Here is a 15,848-nt window from a genome sequence, read left to right as displayed (position 1 = left end):
TCATGGCGCATGGGGGACACACCTGCCTTCCCCTCCGGGCACACGGATGTGGAGACGGTTGTCATTGCCATGCGTGCCGGGGTCGGTTAGCCGGAGCCGCTCCACGCGGTGCGCCGAGGCGGTAACGTGACCTCTCGTGCGCCTCGTCATCGCCCGGTGCAGCGTCGACTACGTCGGCCGGCTCACCGCACACCTGCCCATGGCTCCCCGCCTGATCCTCATCAAGGCCGACGGGAGTGTGTCCATCCATGCCGACGACCGCGCGTTCAAGCCGTTGAACTGGATGAACCCGCCCTGCAAACTGCGCGAGGAGACCGTCGAGGACGGCCCGGACGTGTGGACGGTCACGCACGGCAAGTCCGGTGAGAAGCTGGTGCTCACCGTCGAGGAGGTCATGCACGACTCCTCGCACGAGCTGGGCCGCGACCCCGGCCTGCAGAAGGACGGCGTCGAAGCCCACCTGCAGGAGCTGCTGGCCGAGCACATCACCACCCTGGGCGAGGGCTACACGCTCATCCGCCGCGAGTACCCGACGGCCATCGGACCGGTCGACATCCTGTGCCGGGACGGGGACAACGCCACCGTGGCCGTGGAGCTCAAGCGGCGCGGGGACATCGACGGCGTCGAACAGCTCACCCGCTACCTCGAACTACTCAACCGCGACCCGCAGCTGGCGCCGGTGCGCGGCGTCTTCGCCGCCCAGGAGATCCGGCCGCAGGCGCGCGTCCTGGCCGAGGACCGCGGTATCACCTGCGTGGTGCTGGACTACGACGAGCTGCGCGGCATCGAGCCGGACGTGCTGCGCCTCTTCTGATCCGGGTCGGGCCGGGGTCGGCTCAGGGTCGGGCCCGGATGCGGCGGGAGCGCCGTCCCGGAAGAATCGGCATATGGTGGAACCGATGAGCGAAGTCACTCCCCCCGAGCACGGCCGGATACGCGCCTCCGACGCCGACCGTGACTCCGTCGCGCACCGGCTGCGCGAGGCCCTCGCCGAAGGGCGCCTGGACCCGGACGAGCACAGCGAACGGCTGGACGCCGTCTACCGGGCCAAGACCCTCGGCGAGCTCGCCCCCCTCACCGAGGACCTCCCCGCGCCCAGCGACTCCTCCCCGGCGCCCACCGACTTCCGCTCCCCCCGGCCCGTCTACGGGGGCGGCCGGGTGGTGAACCAGCAGCCCACCAGCCAGGCCGCGATCGCCCTGCTGGGCGGCGCCGACCGCTCCGGCAGCTGGGTGGTGCCGGGCACCTTCACCGCCGTCGCGGTGATGGGCGGGATCAACCTGGACCTGCGCGAGGCCCGGTTCACCCGGCGTGAGACCACCATCTGGACCTACTGCCTCATGGGCGGAGTGGCCGTGGTCGTCCCCGACGACGTCCAGGTGCGGGTGCACGGGGTCCCGCTGATGGGCGGCTTCGGGATCTCCGGCGACTCCCCCAGCGTGGTGGACCCGGACACCCCCGTCGTGCACATCCGCGGCATCGCGGTCATGGGCGGGGTCGGCGTCGAGTACCGGCCGCGCAGGCACCAGGACGAGATCGAGGATTAGCGGACCCCCGGGCGAGACGTTCTGTCCGCTTCCAGCCGTCCATCGAACCACAATGCCACCCAGTGCGTAAGGTCTGTGGCTGATTGTGGCAATTGTGACGGTAGGTCCTTGCCGCAGGAAGCCGGGTGATGTCAGGCTGCAGCGACACTTCGCCTACCCCAGGTGTCCATCCCCCCACACCATGGAGCGATGGAGCCCGTCACCACGGAGGAAGATCGTTGCACCGCACACACACAGGGGCCCGGCGCCGAGCCGCCGCGGCCGCGGCCTCGGCCGTCCTGATGGCCGTCGGGGCCCTGGCCGCCTCTCCCGCACACGCAGAGGCCGGTCCGCCGGACCACTCCCGAGCTCCCGAGCACGCCGGAAAGCCGGGCAAGCCCGGCAAACCCGGGAAGCCGGGCAAGCCCGGTGACGACCTGCCGCTGTCGGAGCGGGTGACGGCCGAGGCCATCCGGGCGCACATGGAGAACCTCGACACCATCGCCGAGTACAACGGCGGCAACCGGGCCACGGGCACGCCGGGCTACGACGTGGCCGCCCTGTACGTCGAGGACCAGCTCAAGCGCGCCGGGTACGAGCCCTATCGGCACGAGTACGAGTACGAGCTGTGGCGCGAGCAGTCCCCGTCGGTGCTGGCCCAGACCGCCCCGGAGGAGGTGGTCTACGAGTCCGGCAGCGACTACGTGACCATGAGCTACTCCGGCGCCGGGGACGTCACCGCGCCCGCGGTGGCCGTCAACACCGACAGCCCCGAGAGCGGCTGCTCCCCCGACGACTTCGCGGGCTTCCCCGAGGGCGCGATCGCGATCACCCTGCGCGGCACCTGCCCGTTCGCGCAGAAGACGCAGAACGCCGCGGACGCGGGCGCCTCGGCCGCCCTGGTGGTCAACAACGCCCCCGAGGCCTTCCAGGGCACCGTGAGCGAGCTCTCCGACATCCCCGCCGTGGGCGTGTCCGGTGCGGCGGGCACCGACATGCTGGCCACCGAGGGCCTGGAACTGCGGGTCCGGGTGGACGCCGAGGTCAACGTCGACAGCTCCTTCAGCATCCTGGCCGAGACCCCCGGCGGCCGGGACGACAACGTGGTCATGGTGGGCGGCCACCTCGACAGCGTCGAGGAGGGCCCCGGCATCAACGACAACGGCAGCGGTTCGGCCTTCGTGCTGGAGACCGCCATCCAGCTGGCCAAGCAGGAGGACCCGAACAACAAGGTCCGCTTCGCCTTCTGGGGCACCGAGGAGGAGGGCCTGGTCGGCTCCACCCGCTACGTGGAGGACCTGAGCGACGACCAGGTCGACGACATCGCCCTGTACCTGAACTTCGACATGATCGGCTCGCACAACTACGCCCGGTTCGTCCTGGACGGCCGGATGGAGCTGCCCGGCTCCGGCGGCGCGCCCTCCGGCTCCGGGGCGATCGCGAAGGTCTTCGAGGACTACTTCGCCGCCCAGGACCAGGTGAGCGAGCCCGGCGTGCTGAGCGGGCGCAGCGACTACCAGCCCTTCATGGCGGCGGGCATTCCGGCGGGCGGCCTCTTCAGCGGCGCCGACGGCGTCAAGACCGAGGAGCAGGTCGAGTGGTACGGCGGCACCGCGGGTGAGCAGTTCGACCCGTACTACCACACCGCCGAGGACACCCTGGAGTACATCAACTGGGACTCGGTCGCCGAGCTCTCGGCCGCCGGTGCGCACGGCGTGGAGTTCTTCTCCCGGAACACCCTGCCGGTGAACGGCGTGCTGCGCGCGGTCGACACCGGGTTCCCCCGGGTGGGCGACGACTGGCGTATGTAGTCCGGCCCGGGCCGCGTCCGGGCGCCGTCGGGCGTGCGCGCGGCCCGGACGCGGGGCGGGCGGCGTGAACCCCCCGGTTCCACGCCGCCCGCCCCTCACGGTGTCTCCCCCTCCGCGCACACCCGGGTGGCCCCCTCTGCCCACCCGGAGCAGCGCTCCTGGACACCGCCGGAAACTACGCTGAGTAGCTCCGTGAATCCTTAATGTATCAGTGAGCTGAGTCACCTTCACCCGCTGATGCGGAACAGTTATCCTCCGTCACCCCGCTTCCTCCGCACGCACCCGCCCCGGACCTCCGCCGTCCCCGGAGGCGTCCTCGCGCAGACGGGTGTTCTCGTCCTCCAGCGCGAGGATGCGGCCGATCCCGGCGAGGTTGACCCCCTGGGCGGTCAGCTCGGCCACCCTGCGCAGGCGGGCGATGTCGTCGTCGCTGTACAGCCGCGTGCCGCCGTCCGTGCGGACCGGGGCGACCAGCCCCCGCTCCTCGTAGGAGCGCAGGCTCTGCGGGGCTATGCCCGCCAGCTCCGCGGCCACGGAGATCGTGTAGAGACCCCGGGAGGAACCCGGCCGGGGTTGTGTCATGAGCGGTGTCCTTCCCTGGCGCCCCGCTCCCCCGCACGGCGCGCCCGCGTCGTCGACCCAACCAGATCTTTATCGAACACTGTTGTTTATCTCCTCCAGTATGAGGTATAAAACCTGCGTCAGCTCGCATCAGGTTTTATGGTCCAGCTGAAGGAGGTTTCCATGATGCTGATGCGTACCGACCCCTTCCGCGACTTCGACCGGCTCACGCAGCGGCTCCTGGGAGAGGCCTCCCGGCCGGCCGCGATGCCGATGGACGCCTACCGCGACGGCGACGTCTTCGTTGCCTGCTTCGACCTTCCCGGAGTCAGCGCGGACTCCATCGACCTGGAGGTCGAGCGCAACGTGCTGACCGTGACCGCGGAGCGTCCGGACACCATGCGCGACCGCGACTCGGTGGTGGCCTCCGAGCGGCCCGCCGGCGCCTTCTCCCGGCAGCTGTTCCTCGGCGAGACCCTGCAGACCGACGCCATCGAGGCCGACTACACCGACGGCGTCCTGACCCTGCGCATCCCGGTCGCCGAGCAGGCCAAGCCGCGCAAGATCACCGTCAGCCAGGGCAACGGCCAGCCCCGCAGCATCAGTGCGTGAGCACCCGCGCCCGGCCCGGGGCCGGGCCGGGCCGCGGCCCCTCGCAGACAGCGTTCCCGTCTCCCCATCGATCAGGAGCAGTGATTCGATGCCCTCCCTCCTGCGCAGGACCAGCGCGGTAGCAGAGCACATCCAGCGCCAGAGCGACCAGGAGTCCACGCACCTGGCGTGCGTCCGTTTCTTCCACGCCCTCCGGGCCTACGAGAGGGCCTGGGAGAGCACCCCCGACGAGCTCAGCCGCGCGCTGGACGGGCTCAGACGGGCCACCACCGACCTCACCGGTGACCCCGACTCCTTCCGCAGGGCCTGCCGGGACCCCCGGCACAGAGGCGTGCCGCAGAGCCTGGACGAACCGCTCGCCGACGAGCTGCGCTCCCTCCTCGCCATGGCCGTCTGAGGCCCCGTGCCGACCGCCCGGCACGGAGGCCGTGTGGAAGGCGGGTGGCCTAGGGTGGCGGCATGACCAAACGGGACACCGACAAGCCGGTCGTGCTGTCGAAGATCTACACGCGCACCGGCGACGCCGGAACGACGGCGCTCGGCGATATGAGCCGGACCAGCAAGAACGACACCCGCCTGGTCGGGTACGCCGACACCGAGGAGGCCAACGCCGCCATCGGCACCGCCATCGCGCTGGGCGAGCTGCCCGACGACGTGCGCGCCCTGCTCGGCCGGGTCCAGAACGAACTGTTCGACCTGGGCGCCGACCTGTCCACGCCGATCGTGCCCGAGCCGGAGTACCCGCCGCTGCGCGTGCTGCCCGAGTACGTCACCCGGCTGGAGGAGGCCTGCGACGCCTACAACGCCGACCTGCCCACCCTGCGCAGCTTCGTCCTGCCCGGGGGGTCCCCCACGCTGGCGCTCATGCACACGGCGCGGATCGTGGTGCGGCGGGCGGAGCGCAGCGTCTGGGCGGCGATCGAGGAGCACGGTGAGACGGTCAACCCGCTCACCGCGCAGTACCTCAACCGGCTCTCCGACCTGCTCTTCATTCTCGGCCGCTACGTCGCCGGGGAGGGGGACGAGGTGCTCTGGAAACCCGGCGGCGAACGGTAGTTTCCGTATTCAGAAAAAGGGGTCTCGTTCTACGGAACGAGGCCCCTTTTCTTCACCCACCGCCCTCCCGAGCCCCGGCGCCGCCGCCGGAGCGCCCGCGGGAGGCGCGCAACGGCCCCTTCTGCACGCCCGCCACCTGGGAGGCCTCAGAAAACCCAGGGAATCATGTGTTCTTCGCAATGAAAAGGTTATGGGTTCTTTATATGGATCTACGTCTGAGGAAGGAACCCGCATGACTGCCAGAGCCCGGCCCACCACCGTCACGGCGGTTCTCGTCCTGCTGATCCTGATCGCGATCTACCAGCTCCTGGGCAGCCTGGCGGCCTTCACCGGAGCCGCCGCCATGGAGACCGTCGACGCCGTCGCCGCGAACGCCTCGGTGCCCACCTGGGCCGTACTGACCGCCGCGGCGATCGGCCTCGTCTACGGAACGGCGGCGATCGTCGCGGCCGTCATGCTCTACCGCGACCGCCCCGGCGCCCGCCGGACGGTGACCTGGGTCAACGGCGTCTACGCCGTCGTCATCGCGGCCCTGCTGTCCACCCCGGTCAGCGGCGTCCCCGAGATCATCGCGGCCGCCGTCGCCCTGACCGTGATCGGACTGGCCAACTCCGAGAGCGCCCGGGGGTACTTCTCCGGCGCGCTCCGCTCCGGGCACGCCCGCGCGCAGGCGGGCTGAGCCCTCCCGGACCGCGCCCGGCCCGTCAACCCCTCCCACGGGCCGGGCGCGCCGTCGTGACCGCCCTCAGCACTCGGGCGGGAACTCCTCCACCGGAACGTACTCGCCCTCCCGGGAGCCCTCGGCGCGGGAGTAGACGCCCTCGTCGGTGGCCAGCGCCCCCGTGGTGAACACGACCGTGCCCAGGTCGTGCTCGGTGTCCCGCCCCGGATCGGCCGCCCGGGAGCCGACCCCCACGAGGTACTCCTCCTCCGCCGACTCCGGACCCAGGCGGAAGACCTGGCGACCCTCGTCGTCGGTTATCCGCCAGTCCTCCCCCGGGGCGGACAGGTCCACCTCCAGCCGGTGGCCGTCGAACGCGCGGGTGGCGACCAGGTGCCGGTCGGCCGCCCCGCCGATCAGGTCGATCTGCTGGGGCCCGGCGTCACCGCACCAGGACAGGATCAGGACGGGGAGCTTGTGCTGGGCGCTGAAGTGACCCGTGGCCACGGCGCCGACCACCCCGCCCGCGGGCTGGCAGGAGACGAGCAGGGGCGCGGCCAACGCGAGGGCCAGGAGGCCGGGAAGTCGGGAAGCGAGCATGGAACCGCATACTGCCCTGTGGGCGCCCCGGGCGGAAGGGGAGGGCGGGCCCGCGTGCCTAGAGGTTGCCGAGTTCGCGTTCGACGGACTCGACCTTGCCGTGCAGGCCGTCGGTGACCCCCTCGCGGATATCGGCCTTGAGGGTGAGGGTGACCCGGGAGGCGCCCTCCCCCGCGGCGGACACGGCGCGCTTGACCACGTCCATGACCTCGTCCCACTCACCCTCGACGGTGGTGAACATGGCGGAGGTCTCGTTGGGCAGACCGCTCTCGCGGACCACCTTGACGGCGCGTGCGACGGCGGGGGTGACGGACTCACCGGAACCGAGAGGGGCTACGGAGAAGGCGACGATCGTGCTCATGCCGCCATGCTAGGCACACGGACCCGGCGCGGGAAACCACCGACGCGCCCTGGCGCAGGGGGATCGCGGGGCCTCAGGCCTCCCAGCGCGTCCCCGGGGGCATCGACTCCAGCCATGACAGGAAACCGGTCAGGGTGCCCTCGTTCATGGCGATCTCGTAGGCCGCCTCGGCGGGGTCACCGCCGTCCGGTCCCAGCCAGCCGACCCCGACCACCGTGAGGTCGACGGGCAGGTCCTCGCCCTCCTCGGGGGCGCGGCGCCCCGCGACGACGAGACCGCGGCGCGACAGCGTGGCTGTCGGCCGCGGCCTGAGCGAGAAGATGGGGAACCAGTCCAGGTGCTCCGTGCCGTACCGGCAGAAGCCGATCCGCCAGGAGCCCCGTCGGCCCCGCGCGCCCACGGCGCGCAGGTAGCACTCCACCGCGCCGCCGCGCCGTACGAGGGTCCAGCGGCGCACGGCGCCGATCAGGACCAGCACCAGGAGGACGGCGAGCAGGGCAGCGAACACCCACACCGCGGTCCCCGACCACGATGACAGCAGACGTTCCGTTCCCACGCGCTTCGCCGCCCCCCGCTAGGCGACTTCCTCGCCCGCGGCGCGCAGACGGCTGCTAGCGCGACCCAGGGCGTCGGTGTCGCCGGCCTCGGACGCCCTCTTCAGCGCGGCGCGCGCGCGTTCCACATCGATGTCCTCGGCCAGTTCGGCGGTCTCGGCCAGGATGGAGACGCGTCCCTCACCCGACACCGAGACGAAGCCGCCGTGCGCGGCGGCCCGGACCTCGCCGGTCTCCCGCGCGCCCAGCACGCGGACGACCGCGCCGCTGGCCAGCAGCGACAGCACCGGGACGTGCCCGGGCTGGACGCCGATCTCGCCCTCGACGGTCTTCGCGATGACCATGTCGCCCTCGCCCGCCCAAACCTCACGTTCGGGGGAGACGATCTCGACGAAAAGCTTCTTCGACACTGCCACAAACTCCTCGGCTAGCGGGTGGGTCCGGCCGGGCCGGCCCCCACGTGTTGTCGGGAACCGGCCCGGCCTGAAGAACCTTTAGCCCTGCAGCTTCTTGGCCTTCTCGACGGCCATGTCGATGTTGCCGACGTCGAGGAACGCCTGCTCGGGCAGGTGGTCGTACTCACCGTCGCACAGACCCTTGAAGGAGGCGATGGTCTCCTCCAGGGGCACGAACACGCCCGGGGTGCCGGTGAACTTCTCGGCCACGAACATGTTCTGCGACAGGAAGCGCTCGATCCGGCGGGCCCGGTTGACGATGATCTTGTCCTCCTCGGACAGCTCGTCCATACCGAGGATCGCGATCTGGTCCTGCAGGTCGTTGTTGCGCTGCAGGATCTCCTTGACGCGCTGGGCCACCTGGTAGTGCTCCTCGCCCACGTACTGCGGGTCGAGGATGCGGGAGGTGGAGGCCAGCGGGTCGACCGCCGGGTAGATGCCCTTCTGCGAGATCGGGCGGGAGAGCTCGGTCGTCGCGTCCAGGTGGGCGAAGGTGGTCGCCGGAGCCGGGTCGGTGTAGTCGTCCGCGGGCACGTAGATCGCCTGCATCGAGGTGATCGAGTGGCCGCGGGTCGAGGTGATCCGCTCCTGCAGCTGGCCCATCTCGTCCGCCAGGTTGGGCTGGTAGCCCACGGCCGAGGGCATACGGCCCAGCAGCGTGGAGACCTCCGAACCCGCCTGGGTGAAACGGAAGATGTTGTCGATGAACAGCAGCACGTCCTGCTTCTGGACGTCGCGGAAGTACTCCGCCATCGTCAGGGCGGACAGGGCCACCCGCAGACGGGTGCCCGGGGGCTCGTCCATCTGGCCGAAGACGAGAGCGGTGTCCTGGAGGACGCCCATCTCGTCCATCTCCAGGAAGAGGTCCGTACCCTCACGGGTGCGCTCGCCGACACCGGCGAACACGGACACACCACCGAAGTTGCGGGCGATACGGGTGATCATCTCCTGGATGAGCACGGTCTTGCCCACACCCGCGCCGCCGAACAGGCCGATCTTGCCACCGCGCACGTACGGGGTGAGCAGGTCGATGACCTTGATGCCCGTGACCATCATCTCGGTCTTGGACTCGAGCTGGTCGAAGGCCGGGGCCTTGCGGTGGATCGGCCAGCGCTCGGTGACGTTCAGCTCCGAGGTCGGCACGTCCAGGGACTCGCCCAGCGTGTTGAACACGTGGCCCTTGACGACGTCGCCGACGGGCACGCTGATCGGCTCGCCGGTGTCACGGACCTCGGCGCCGCGGACGAGGCCGTCCTGCGGGGCCAGGGAGACCGAGCGCACCAGGTTGTCACCCAGGTGCTGGGCGACCTCCAGGGTGATGGTCTTGTCCTTGCCACCGACGGTGACGGTGGTCTGGAGCGCGTTGTAGATGGCAGGGAGGGAGCCGACGGGGAACTCCACGTCGACGACCGGGCCGGTGACCCGGGAGATCCGGCCGGTGGCGGTGCCGGCCCCGGCCGTCCCTTCAACAGTCGCAGTCACTTTTGTTACTCACTTCCCGCGCTGGCAGCAGCGAGCGCGTCGGCACCGCCGACAATCTCACTGAGCTCATTGGTGATCTCAGCCTGACGCGCCTGGTTGGCCAGGCGGGTCAGGTTCTTGGCGAGTTCCTCGGCGTTGTCGGTGGCGGCCTTCATGGCGGCACGACGGGACGCCTGCTGGGAGGCGGCCGACTCCAGGAGCGCGAAGTAGATGCGGTTGGTCACGTACTGCGGGAGCAGCCGGTCCAACGCCTCCTCCGCGGAGGGCTCGAACTCGTACAGAGGCAGCGGAGCACCCTGTGCGGCCTCCAGCTCGCTCGCCTCGACCTCCTCGACCTCCAGAGGAAGCGCCCGGACGGTCGAGGCCCGCTGGGTCAGCATCGAGACGAACTCCGTGGAGATCACGTGGATCTCGTCCACGCCGCCCTCCGCTGTGTCCAGGGCGAACTTCTCCATGAGGGCGGAGCCGATCTCCTGGGCGTGCGCGTAGGTCGGGCGCTCGGTGAAGCCCTCCCACTGCGCCTCGAGCGGACGGCCGCGGAACTTGTAGAAGCCCACGCCCTTGCGGCCCACCATGTAGGTGAGGACCTCCTTGCCCTGCTCCCGGAGGAGCTGGGACAGGGAGTCCGCCTCCTTGAGCACGTTGGACGAGAAGGCGCCCGCCAGGCCCTTGTCGCTGGTGATCACCAGGACGGCCGCGCGGGTGGGGTTCTCGGCCTCGCGCAGCAGCGGGTGGTCGGACACCCGGCTGGCGAGGGCCGAGACGGCCCGGGTGATCTCCCGCGCGTAGGGCCCAGCAGCCTCCGCCGCACGCTGCGCCTTGGTGATGCGCGTCGTGGCGATGAGCTCCATCGCACGGGTGATCTTCGCCATCGACTTCGTCGAGCGGATCCTCCGGCGATAGACGCGAAGCTGTGCACCCATGGGTTACTTCCCGCCCTTGGCGACCTTGATGGTCTCCTGGCCGACCTTCTCCTCGTCGAGCGCCTCGGCGTCGGCCTCGGTGCCCAGGAGGGTACCGGCGGAGGTCTGGAAGCCCTGCTTGAACTTCTCCAGGGCGGCGTCGAGGGCCTTCTCGGTCTCGTCCTCGAACTTGCCGCTCTCGCGGATGTTGTCGAGGATGCCCGCGTCCTCACGGGAGAGGTAGTCCAGGAAGTCCTCCTCGAAGCGGCGCACGTCCTCGACCGGGACGTCGTCGACGCGGCCGGTGGTACCGGCCCAGATCGACACGACCTGCTTCTCCATGGAGAACGGCGAGTACTGGCCCTGCTTGAGGAGCTCCATCAGGCGGGCACCGCGCTCCAGCTGCTGCTTGGAGACGGCGTCCAGGTCCGAACCGAAGGCGGAGAACGCCTCCAGCTCGCGGTACTGGGCCAGGCCCAGCCGCAGGGTGCCGGAGACCTTCTTCATGGCCTTGGTCTGCGCGGCGCCACCGACACGGGAGACCGACACACCGACGTTGATCGCCGGGCGCTGGCCCTGGTTGAACAGGTCCGCCTCCAGGAAGACCTGGCCGTCGGTGATGGAGATGACGTTGGTGGGGATGTACGCCGAGACGTCGCCCGCCTTGGTCTCGATGATCGGCAGCGCGGTCATCGAGCCCTTGCCCATCTCGTCGGAGAGCTTGGCGCAGCGCTCCAGCAGACGGGAGTGGAGGTAGAAGACGTCACCGGGGTAGGCCTCACGGCCCGGCGGGCGGCGCAGCAGCAGCGACACCGCGCGGTAGGCCTCGGCCTGCTTGGTGAGGTCGTCGAAGACGATGAGGACGTGCTTGCCCTCGTACATCCAGTGCTGGCCCAGGGCCGAGCCGGTGTAGGGGGCCAGGTACTTGAAGCCCGCCGCGTCCGACGCGGGGGCGGCGACGATGGTGGTGTACTCCATCGCCCCGGCCTCCTCCAGGGCGCCGCGCACACCGGCGATGGTCGAGCCCTTCTGGCCGATGGCGACGTAGATGCAGCGCACCTGCTTGTCGGGGTCGCCCGACTCCCAGTTCGCCTTCTGGTTGATGATCGCGTCGATGCAGACCGCGGTCTTGCCGGTCTGCCGGTCGCCGATGACCAGCTGGCGCTGGCCGCGGCCGATCGGGGTCATCGAGTCGATGGCCTTGATGCCGGTCTGCAGCGGCTCGTGGACGGGCTTGCGCTCCATCACACTCGCGGCCTGCAGCTCCAGCTCGCGGCGCTCGGTCGTCTCGATCTCGCCCTTGCCGTCGATGGGGGCACCGAGGGGGTCCACCACGCGGCCGAGGAAGTTGTCACCCACCGGCACCGAGAGGAGCTGGCCGGTGCGGCGCACCTTCTGGCCCTCCTCGATGCTGGTGAAGTCGCCCAGCACGACCGCACCGATCTCCCCGATCTCGAGGTTCTGGGCCAGGCCCAGGGTGCCGTCCTCGAACTGGAGCAGCTCGTTCGCCATCGCCGAGGGAAGGCCACCGACGCGGGCGATGCCGTCACCGGAGTAGGTGACGGTACCGACCTCTTCCGCGCGGGTGGCTTCAGGCTCGTACGACTGGACGAAGCGCTGCAGCGCGTCCCGGATCTCGTCCGGCCGGATCGTCAGCTCCGCCATCTCTACGTTGTCCTTGCTCTCAAATGGCGCCGGGCTGGCGCCGTGCGTGCTTGCCTTGCGTTCTGTCAGCCGGCCAGGCGGCGCTGGGCCTCGGCGATACGCCCGGCGATGGTCCCGTCGATGACCTCGTCACCCACCTGGATGGACAGGCCACCCACGATCTCGGGGGCGACCTCGATGTTCAGGTGGATGTCGCGGCCGTAGGCGCGCGAGAGCGCGGCTCCGAGCCGGGACTGCTGGTTCTCGCTCAGGGCGACGGCGCTGCGGACCACGGCGACGTAGCGCTTGGCGCGCTCGGCGACGATGTGCCCGTAGTTGTCCAGCGCCTGTTCCAGGGTACGGCCCCTGGGACGGGTGACCGCTTCGCCGATCAGGCTCAGCGTCGCGGGGTTCACCTTGCCCGAGAGCAGGCTCTCCACGAGGGAGAGGCGCTGCTCCACGGACACCCCGTCACGGGTGAGGGCGTCGCGCAGGTCGGGACGGGAGGCGACGATCCGCTGGAAGCGGAACAGCTCGTCCTCCAACTCGCCCAGGGCCGAGGCGCTGTGGAGCGGGGCGACGGTCACGTAGACCGCCATCCGCTCCATCGCGTCGACGAGGTCACGGGCCTTGGACCAACGGGCCGAGACCACGTCGCCGGCCACCAGGACGGCCGCCGGGGACACCTTGGTCTCCAGCAGCTGCCCGAGGAGGCTGGACTTGGCCTCGGCCGGGTTCGCCTGGTCGGCCAGCCAGCGGCGCAGCGAGTGCTCGTTGCCGAGGAGGGCGACGACCTCGAACAGCTCGCTGCCCAGTGAGACGCCGTTGTCCGCGGTGCCCGCCGACGCCAGGACGTTCTCGTCCAGGCGCCGGGTCACCTCGGTCAGCGACGTGCGGCTGATACCACGCATCAACGCACCTCGGCTTGCTGCGTGCTCTCGCTCTGCTCCAGCTCCTCCAGGAACCGGTCGATGACGCGGTTCTGGGCGGCGCTGTCGCTGAGGACCTCACCGACGATGCGGCTCGCCAGCTCGGTGGAGAGCGCACCGATCTCGTGGCGCAGCTGCGCCACGGCCTGCTGGCGGTCGGCCTCGATCTGGGCGTGCGCCGCGTCGACGATGCGACGGGCCTCGACCTGGGCCTCCTCGCGCGCCTCGGCGATGATGGCCGCCCTCTGCTCCTTGGCCTTCTCCAACTCCTGCGCGTACTCGCGGTGGGCTTCCTCGAGCTTCTCGCGGTACTGCTGGCGGATCTCCTCCGCCTCGGCCTCGGCCTTCTGAGCGCGAGCGATGCCACCCTCGATCTGGTCGGCACGCTCGTCCAGCGCCTTCGTCAACCTCGGCCACATCTTGTAGACGACGGCGAGGATGATGAGGAAGGCGATGAGACCGAAGGTGAACTCGTCCCAGTGAATTCGCAGGACGTTTTCTTGCTCGGCTGCCAAATACACGGCTGGCATCCCCTTCGCGTTCTGTGGACCGATAGTGGGCTAGCGCGCGAAGGCGAGAACGAAGCCGAGAATGGCCAGGGCCTCGATAACGGCGAAACCGAAGATCATCTGGCCCTGGAGGATGCCGCGGGCCTCGGGCTGGCGGGCGATGGCCTGCACGCCGAGACCGAAGACGAGGCCGACGCCGATGCCGGGGCCGATGGCGGCGAGACCGTAACCGATGGTGTTCAGGCTACCGGTGATGTCCATGCTGATTTTCCCTTTACTACACGCCGGCGATGATGGTTGGCGCCGGGCTGACTGACGGATCGGACGGGTCGTGGATTCGCGTGGGGAGGGGGCCGAGGGCCTTCTCCCTAGTGCGCGCCCTCCATGGCCTCACCGAGGTAGATGGAGGACAGGAGAACGAAGACGTAGGCCTGGACCGCCATGATGAACAGCTCGAAGGCCGTGAAGACCAGGAAGCCGACCAGGGCGATGGCGGAGTAACCCACCGAGAGGGCACCAAACCCGGCACCCATCGGGGACAGGGGGTTGAACATGTAGAAACCGGCGGCCGCGAACAGTGCGAGCAGCAGGTGCCCGGCGAACATGGTCGCGAACAGACGGATCATGTGCGTGGCGGGGCGGATGACGAAGTTCGACAGCGCCTCGATGGGGACGACCACCGGCAGGATCCACCCGGGGACGCCGCCCGGCACCAGACGCGCCTTGAAGTGCGCGCCCACACCGTGGCGGCGGATGCCGACCACGTTCCACAGCACGAAGATGAAGAGGGCCAGGACCGCGGGGAAGGCCAGGTTGGAGGTCACCGGCAGCTGGAGGCCGGGGATGAGACCCATGATGTTCATGCAGAAGATGAACAGGAACAGGGTCACCATCAGCGGAAGGAACTTGTCCCCCTCCTTGCCCATGGTGGTCCGGGTCACCTGGTCGCGCAGGAAGCCCACCAGCATCTCGGCCATGCTCTGCCCGCGGCCGGGGACGACCTTGGACCTGCGCGTGGTGAAGTACCAGAAGGCGGCGGCGATGATCAGTGCGACCACCGCGACCAGGTAGTACTTGTTCAGCCCCGAGGTACCCGGAAGGCCGAAGTCGAGCCACGGCGTCGGAAAGAAGAGACTCACCGTCGGAGCCTCGAAACCGCAGCCGAAGTCGTTGAAGATGTGGCAGCCTGGCTCGGACGCCGCGACGACGCTCACGTCAGCACCCACGGCGATCCCTTTCGTCGTGACGCAACATAATCCTTGGTGTTGTGGTCGGTACGGCCCCGCCCTCAGTGCGGGAGGACGCATCCGGGTGTTCGGTCAGGACCGGACGTGCTGGGTGTAGATGAGGTAGATCGAAGCGACCAGGCCCAAGCCGAGCCCGATGGGCAGGAAGAGGCCCGAGAAGCCCAGTGCCCAGTCCGCGACCCAGCCGACGCCGCCCCAGAAGGCGAGTCCTCCCAGCAGATACGAGATGAGTGTGGTCGCGTTGGCGTTCGTCGACTCCTGGGAGTCGCGCTTCGCACGTGACTGACCGTTCATCTCGCTCCGGAAGATAGCAGTAGGTGATCAGGCTCCGCACACCGCCCCGCGCCAGCGGGCTCACCGGTGTGCCTCACTGCCCTCGGCACTGTTCTCGTCGTGTTCGTCGGCGGGGACGATGGTCGGCTGCTTGCTCCTCTTCACGGCCACGGCCTGGGCGGCCAGCCAGACGAGCACACAGGCGAGCGCCGTCCACCCGAAGACGTCCTTGTCCAGGACGGTCGTGTCCCGGAAGAGCACCAGGACGACCGCGAGGATCCCGAACTTGGTCGTGTAGACGAGGAAGGCCACGGGAAGGAGGAGTTCGGGACGCCGGCCGCCGGTCCAGGAGATGACGAAGGCCGAAACGGCGAAGGCGCCGATGACCAGAAGCACGCCGAAAAACGCGCCGTAGAGTCCCTGGGTACCGGAGATGGCGAAGCCGGCGATCAACGCGACCACGCCGACGACGGCCGTCGGAAGCGCGGCGCCGCGGAGAGTCCGGGCGTCGTGTTCCTGCATCAACGAAGCTCCGTGGGGTTCAGTGGTTGCCTGCTCGTGAAAGCTATCACAAGGTTTTCGGTGCCGGATCCGGGGGTTCCTTAACGCGACCTTAACGGGTCGCGAAGTGCCCGTTCCAGGCGCTTTCCGGCCCCGATGTCAGC

General features: G+C 69.6%; 21 protein-coding genes. 7 read left to right on the top strand and 14 right to left on the bottom strand.

Annotated features, from left to right (window positions below):
• Positions 1-136: 136 nt before the first annotated feature.
• The 3 genes from nucS (at position 137) to FYW95_RS10310 (ending at position 3,337) form a co-directional block, all read left to right on the top strand.
• Entirely contained in the window at positions 137-814 is a 678-nt protein-coding gene (gene nucS, locus FYW95_RS10320) for an endonuclease NucS (RefSeq protein ID WP_159943093.1), read from the top strand.
• 73 nt (positions 815-887) lie between these two features.
• Positions 888-1,547, top strand: coding sequence for a DUF1707 SHOCT-like domain-containing protein (locus FYW95_RS10315; protein ID WP_159943094.1), 660 nt, complete (start codon positions 888-890; stop codon positions 1,545-1,547).
• A 281-nt stretch (positions 1,548-1,828) separates the two neighbouring features.
• On the top strand, positions 1,829-3,337 hold the full coding sequence (locus FYW95_RS10310) for a M28 family peptidase (protein WP_159943174.1): 1,509 nt from the start codon (positions 1,829-1,831) through the stop codon (positions 3,335-3,337).
• A gap of 258 nt (positions 3,338-3,595) precedes the next feature.
• Here FYW95_RS10310 and FYW95_RS10305 read toward each other — a convergent pair whose 3' ends face one another.
• Positions 3,596-3,919, bottom strand: a complete 324-nt coding sequence (locus FYW95_RS10305) for a MerR family transcriptional regulator (RefSeq protein ID WP_159943095.1) — start codon at positions 3,917-3,919, stop codon at positions 3,596-3,598.
• Positions 3,920-4,081: 162 nt separating this feature from the next.
• On the opposite strand from FYW95_RS10305, the gene FYW95_RS10300 reads away from it, so the two are divergent.
• The 4 genes from FYW95_RS10300 (at position 4,082) to FYW95_RS10285 (ending at position 6,245) form a co-directional block, all read left to right on the top strand.
• A complete protein-coding gene (locus FYW95_RS10300) occupies positions 4,082-4,510 on the top strand; it encodes an Hsp20/alpha crystallin family protein (protein WP_159943096.1) in 429 nt (142 codons plus the stop codon).
• Positions 4,511-4,598: 88 nt separating this feature from the next.
• A complete protein-coding gene (locus tag FYW95_RS10295; protein WP_159943097.1) occupies positions 4,599-4,907 on the top strand; it encodes a hypothetical protein in 309 nt (102 codons plus the stop codon).
• 62 nt (positions 4,908-4,969) lie between these two features.
• The gene (locus tag FYW95_RS10290; RefSeq protein WP_159943098.1) at positions 4,970-5,566 is read left to right on the top strand and encodes a cob(I)yrinic acid a,c-diamide adenosyltransferase; all 597 of its coding nucleotides are present in this window, start codon (positions 4,970-4,972) and stop codon (positions 5,564-5,566) included.
• 232 nt (positions 5,567-5,798) lie between these two features.
• Positions 5,799-6,245 (top strand): hypothetical protein, encoded by a 447-nt coding sequence (locus FYW95_RS10285; RefSeq protein ID WP_159943099.1) that lies wholly within the window; start codon positions 5,799-5,801, stop codon positions 6,243-6,245.
• Between the two features lie 66 nt (positions 6,246-6,311).
• Here FYW95_RS10285 and FYW95_RS10280 read toward each other — a convergent pair whose 3' ends face one another.
• The 13 genes from FYW95_RS10280 to FYW95_RS10220 all read right to left on the bottom strand — a co-directional run bounded on the left by FYW95_RS10280 (position 6,312) and on the right by FYW95_RS10220 (position 15,705).
• Positions 6,312-6,827: a hypothetical protein gene (locus tag FYW95_RS10280; protein ID WP_159943100.1), complete on the bottom strand. Its 516-nt coding sequence runs from the start codon at positions 6,825-6,827 to the stop codon at positions 6,312-6,314.
• Between the two features lie 58 nt (positions 6,828-6,885).
• Positions 6,886-7,188 (bottom strand): MTH1187 family thiamine-binding protein, encoded by a 303-nt coding sequence (locus FYW95_RS10275; protein WP_159943101.1) that lies wholly within the window; start codon positions 7,186-7,188, stop codon positions 6,886-6,888.
• A 73-nt stretch (positions 7,189-7,261) separates the two neighbouring features.
• Entirely contained in the window at positions 7,262-7,744 is a 483-nt protein-coding gene (locus FYW95_RS10270) for a DUF2550 domain-containing protein (RefSeq protein ID WP_236567837.1), read from the bottom strand.
• Between the two features lie 18 nt (positions 7,745-7,762).
• On the bottom strand, positions 7,763-8,152 hold the full coding sequence (locus FYW95_RS10265) for a F0F1 ATP synthase subunit epsilon (RefSeq protein WP_159943102.1): 390 nt from the start codon (positions 8,150-8,152) through the stop codon (positions 7,763-7,765).
• Between the two features lie 84 nt (positions 8,153-8,236).
• The gene (atpD, locus tag FYW95_RS10260; RefSeq protein ID WP_159943103.1) at positions 8,237-9,679 is read right to left on the bottom strand and encodes a F0F1 ATP synthase subunit beta; all 1,443 of its coding nucleotides are present in this window, start codon (positions 9,677-9,679) and stop codon (positions 8,237-8,239) included.
• Positions 9,680-9,684: 5 nt separating this feature from the next.
• Positions 9,685-10,602 carry a F0F1 ATP synthase subunit gamma gene (locus tag FYW95_RS10255; RefSeq protein ID WP_159943104.1) on the bottom strand — a complete coding sequence of 306 codons (918 nt, stop codon included), beginning with the start codon at positions 10,600-10,602 and terminating at the stop codon, positions 9,685-9,687.
• A 3-nt stretch (positions 10,603-10,605) separates the two neighbouring features.
• Complete coding sequence (atpA, locus tag FYW95_RS10250; RefSeq protein WP_159943105.1) at positions 10,606-12,246, bottom strand: F0F1 ATP synthase subunit alpha; 1,641 nt, start codon at positions 12,244-12,246, stop codon at positions 10,606-10,608.
• Between the two features lie 65 nt (positions 12,247-12,311).
• Positions 12,312-13,136 carry a F0F1 ATP synthase subunit delta gene (locus FYW95_RS10245; protein WP_159943106.1) on the bottom strand — a complete coding sequence of 275 codons (825 nt, stop codon included), beginning with the start codon at positions 13,134-13,136 and terminating at the stop codon, positions 12,312-12,314.
• On the bottom strand, positions 13,136-13,684 hold the full coding sequence (locus FYW95_RS10240) for a F0F1 ATP synthase subunit B (RefSeq protein ID WP_159943107.1): 549 nt from the start codon (positions 13,682-13,684) through the stop codon (positions 13,136-13,138). The genes FYW95_RS10245 and FYW95_RS10240 overlap by 1 nt, the downstream gene beginning before the upstream one ends.
• Positions 13,685-13,714: 30 nt before the next feature.
• Complete coding sequence (atpE, locus tag FYW95_RS10235) at positions 13,715-13,924, bottom strand: ATP synthase F0 subunit C (protein WP_159943108.1); 210 nt, start codon at positions 13,922-13,924, stop codon at positions 13,715-13,717.
• Positions 13,925-14,031: 107 nt separating this feature from the next.
• Complete coding sequence (gene atpB / locus FYW95_RS10230; protein WP_201294796.1) at positions 14,032-14,889, bottom strand: F0F1 ATP synthase subunit A; 858 nt, start codon at positions 14,887-14,889, stop codon at positions 14,032-14,034.
• 93 nt (positions 14,890-14,982) lie between these two features.
• Positions 14,983-15,204 (bottom strand): AtpZ/AtpI family protein, encoded by a 222-nt coding sequence (locus tag FYW95_RS10225; protein ID WP_159943109.1) that lies wholly within the window; start codon positions 15,202-15,204, stop codon positions 14,983-14,985.
• A 60-nt stretch (positions 15,205-15,264) separates the two neighbouring features.
• Positions 15,265-15,705, bottom strand: a complete 441-nt coding sequence (locus tag FYW95_RS10220; RefSeq protein WP_159943110.1) for a Cg1360 family ATP-synthase-associated protein — start codon at positions 15,703-15,705, stop codon at positions 15,265-15,267.
• Positions 15,706-15,848: the final 143 nt, after the last annotated feature.

This window comes from Nocardiopsis sp. FR4 (assembly GCF_009830945.1).
In the GTDB taxonomy this organism is placed as follows: domain Bacteria; phylum Actinomycetota; class Actinomycetes; order Streptosporangiales; family Streptosporangiaceae; genus Nocardiopsis.
Note: the sequence above shows the minus strand (reverse complement) of the source record. Positions and strands in the feature narration are given on the sequence as shown.

Bases quoted from the DNA above. Each gene is read 5' to 3' on its own strand.
- FYW95_RS10315 (WP_159943094.1), top strand. From the start codon at position 888: ATGGTGGAACCGATGAGCGAAGTCACTCCCCCCGAGCACGGCCGGATA.
- FYW95_RS10310 (WP_159943174.1), top strand. From the start codon at position 1,829: ATGGCCGTCGGGGCCCTGGCCGCCTCTCCCGCACACGCAGAGGCCGGT.
- FYW95_RS10305 (WP_159943095.1), bottom strand. From the start codon at position 3,919: ATGACACAACCCCGGCCGGGTTCCTCCCGGGGTCTCTACACGATCTCC.
- FYW95_RS10300 (WP_159943096.1), top strand. From the start codon at position 4,082: ATGATGCTGATGCGTACCGACCCCTTCCGCGACTTCGACCGGCTCACG.
- FYW95_RS10295 (WP_159943097.1), top strand. From the start codon at position 4,599: ATGCCCTCCCTCCTGCGCAGGACCAGCGCGGTAGCAGAGCACATCCAG.
- FYW95_RS10290 (WP_159943098.1), top strand. From the start codon at position 4,970: ATGACCAAACGGGACACCGACAAGCCGGTCGTGCTGTCGAAGATCTAC.
- FYW95_RS10285 (WP_159943099.1), top strand. From the start codon at position 5,799: ATGACTGCCAGAGCCCGGCCCACCACCGTCACGGCGGTTCTCGTCCTG.
- FYW95_RS10280 (WP_159943100.1), bottom strand. From the start codon at position 6,827: ATGCTCGCTTCCCGACTTCCCGGCCTCCTGGCCCTCGCGTTGGCCGCG.
- FYW95_RS10275 (WP_159943101.1), bottom strand. From the start codon at position 7,188: ATGAGCACGATCGTCGCCTTCTCCGTAGCCCCTCTCGGTTCCGGTGAG.
- FYW95_RS10255 (WP_159943104.1), bottom strand. From the start codon at position 10,602: ATGGGTGCACAGCTTCGCGTCTATCGCCGGAGGATCCGCTCGACGAAG.
- atpA (WP_159943105.1), bottom strand. From the start codon at position 12,246: ATGGCGGAGCTGACGATCCGGCCGGACGAGATCCGGGACGCGCTGCAG.
- FYW95_RS10245 (WP_159943106.1), bottom strand. From the start codon at position 13,136: ATGCGTGGTATCAGCCGCACGTCGCTGACCGAGGTGACCCGGCGCCTG.
- FYW95_RS10240 (WP_159943107.1), bottom strand. From the start codon at position 13,684: ATGCCAGCCGTGTATTTGGCAGCCGAGCAAGAAAACGTCCTGCGAATT.
- atpE (WP_159943108.1), bottom strand. From the start codon at position 13,924: ATGGACATCACCGGTAGCCTGAACACCATCGGTTACGGTCTCGCCGCC.
- FYW95_RS10225 (WP_159943109.1), bottom strand. From the start codon at position 15,204: ATGAACGGTCAGTCACGTGCGAAGCGCGACTCCCAGGAGTCGACGAAC.
- FYW95_RS10220 (WP_159943110.1), bottom strand. From the start codon at position 15,705: ATGCAGGAACACGACGCCCGGACTCTCCGCGGCGCCGCGCTTCCGACG.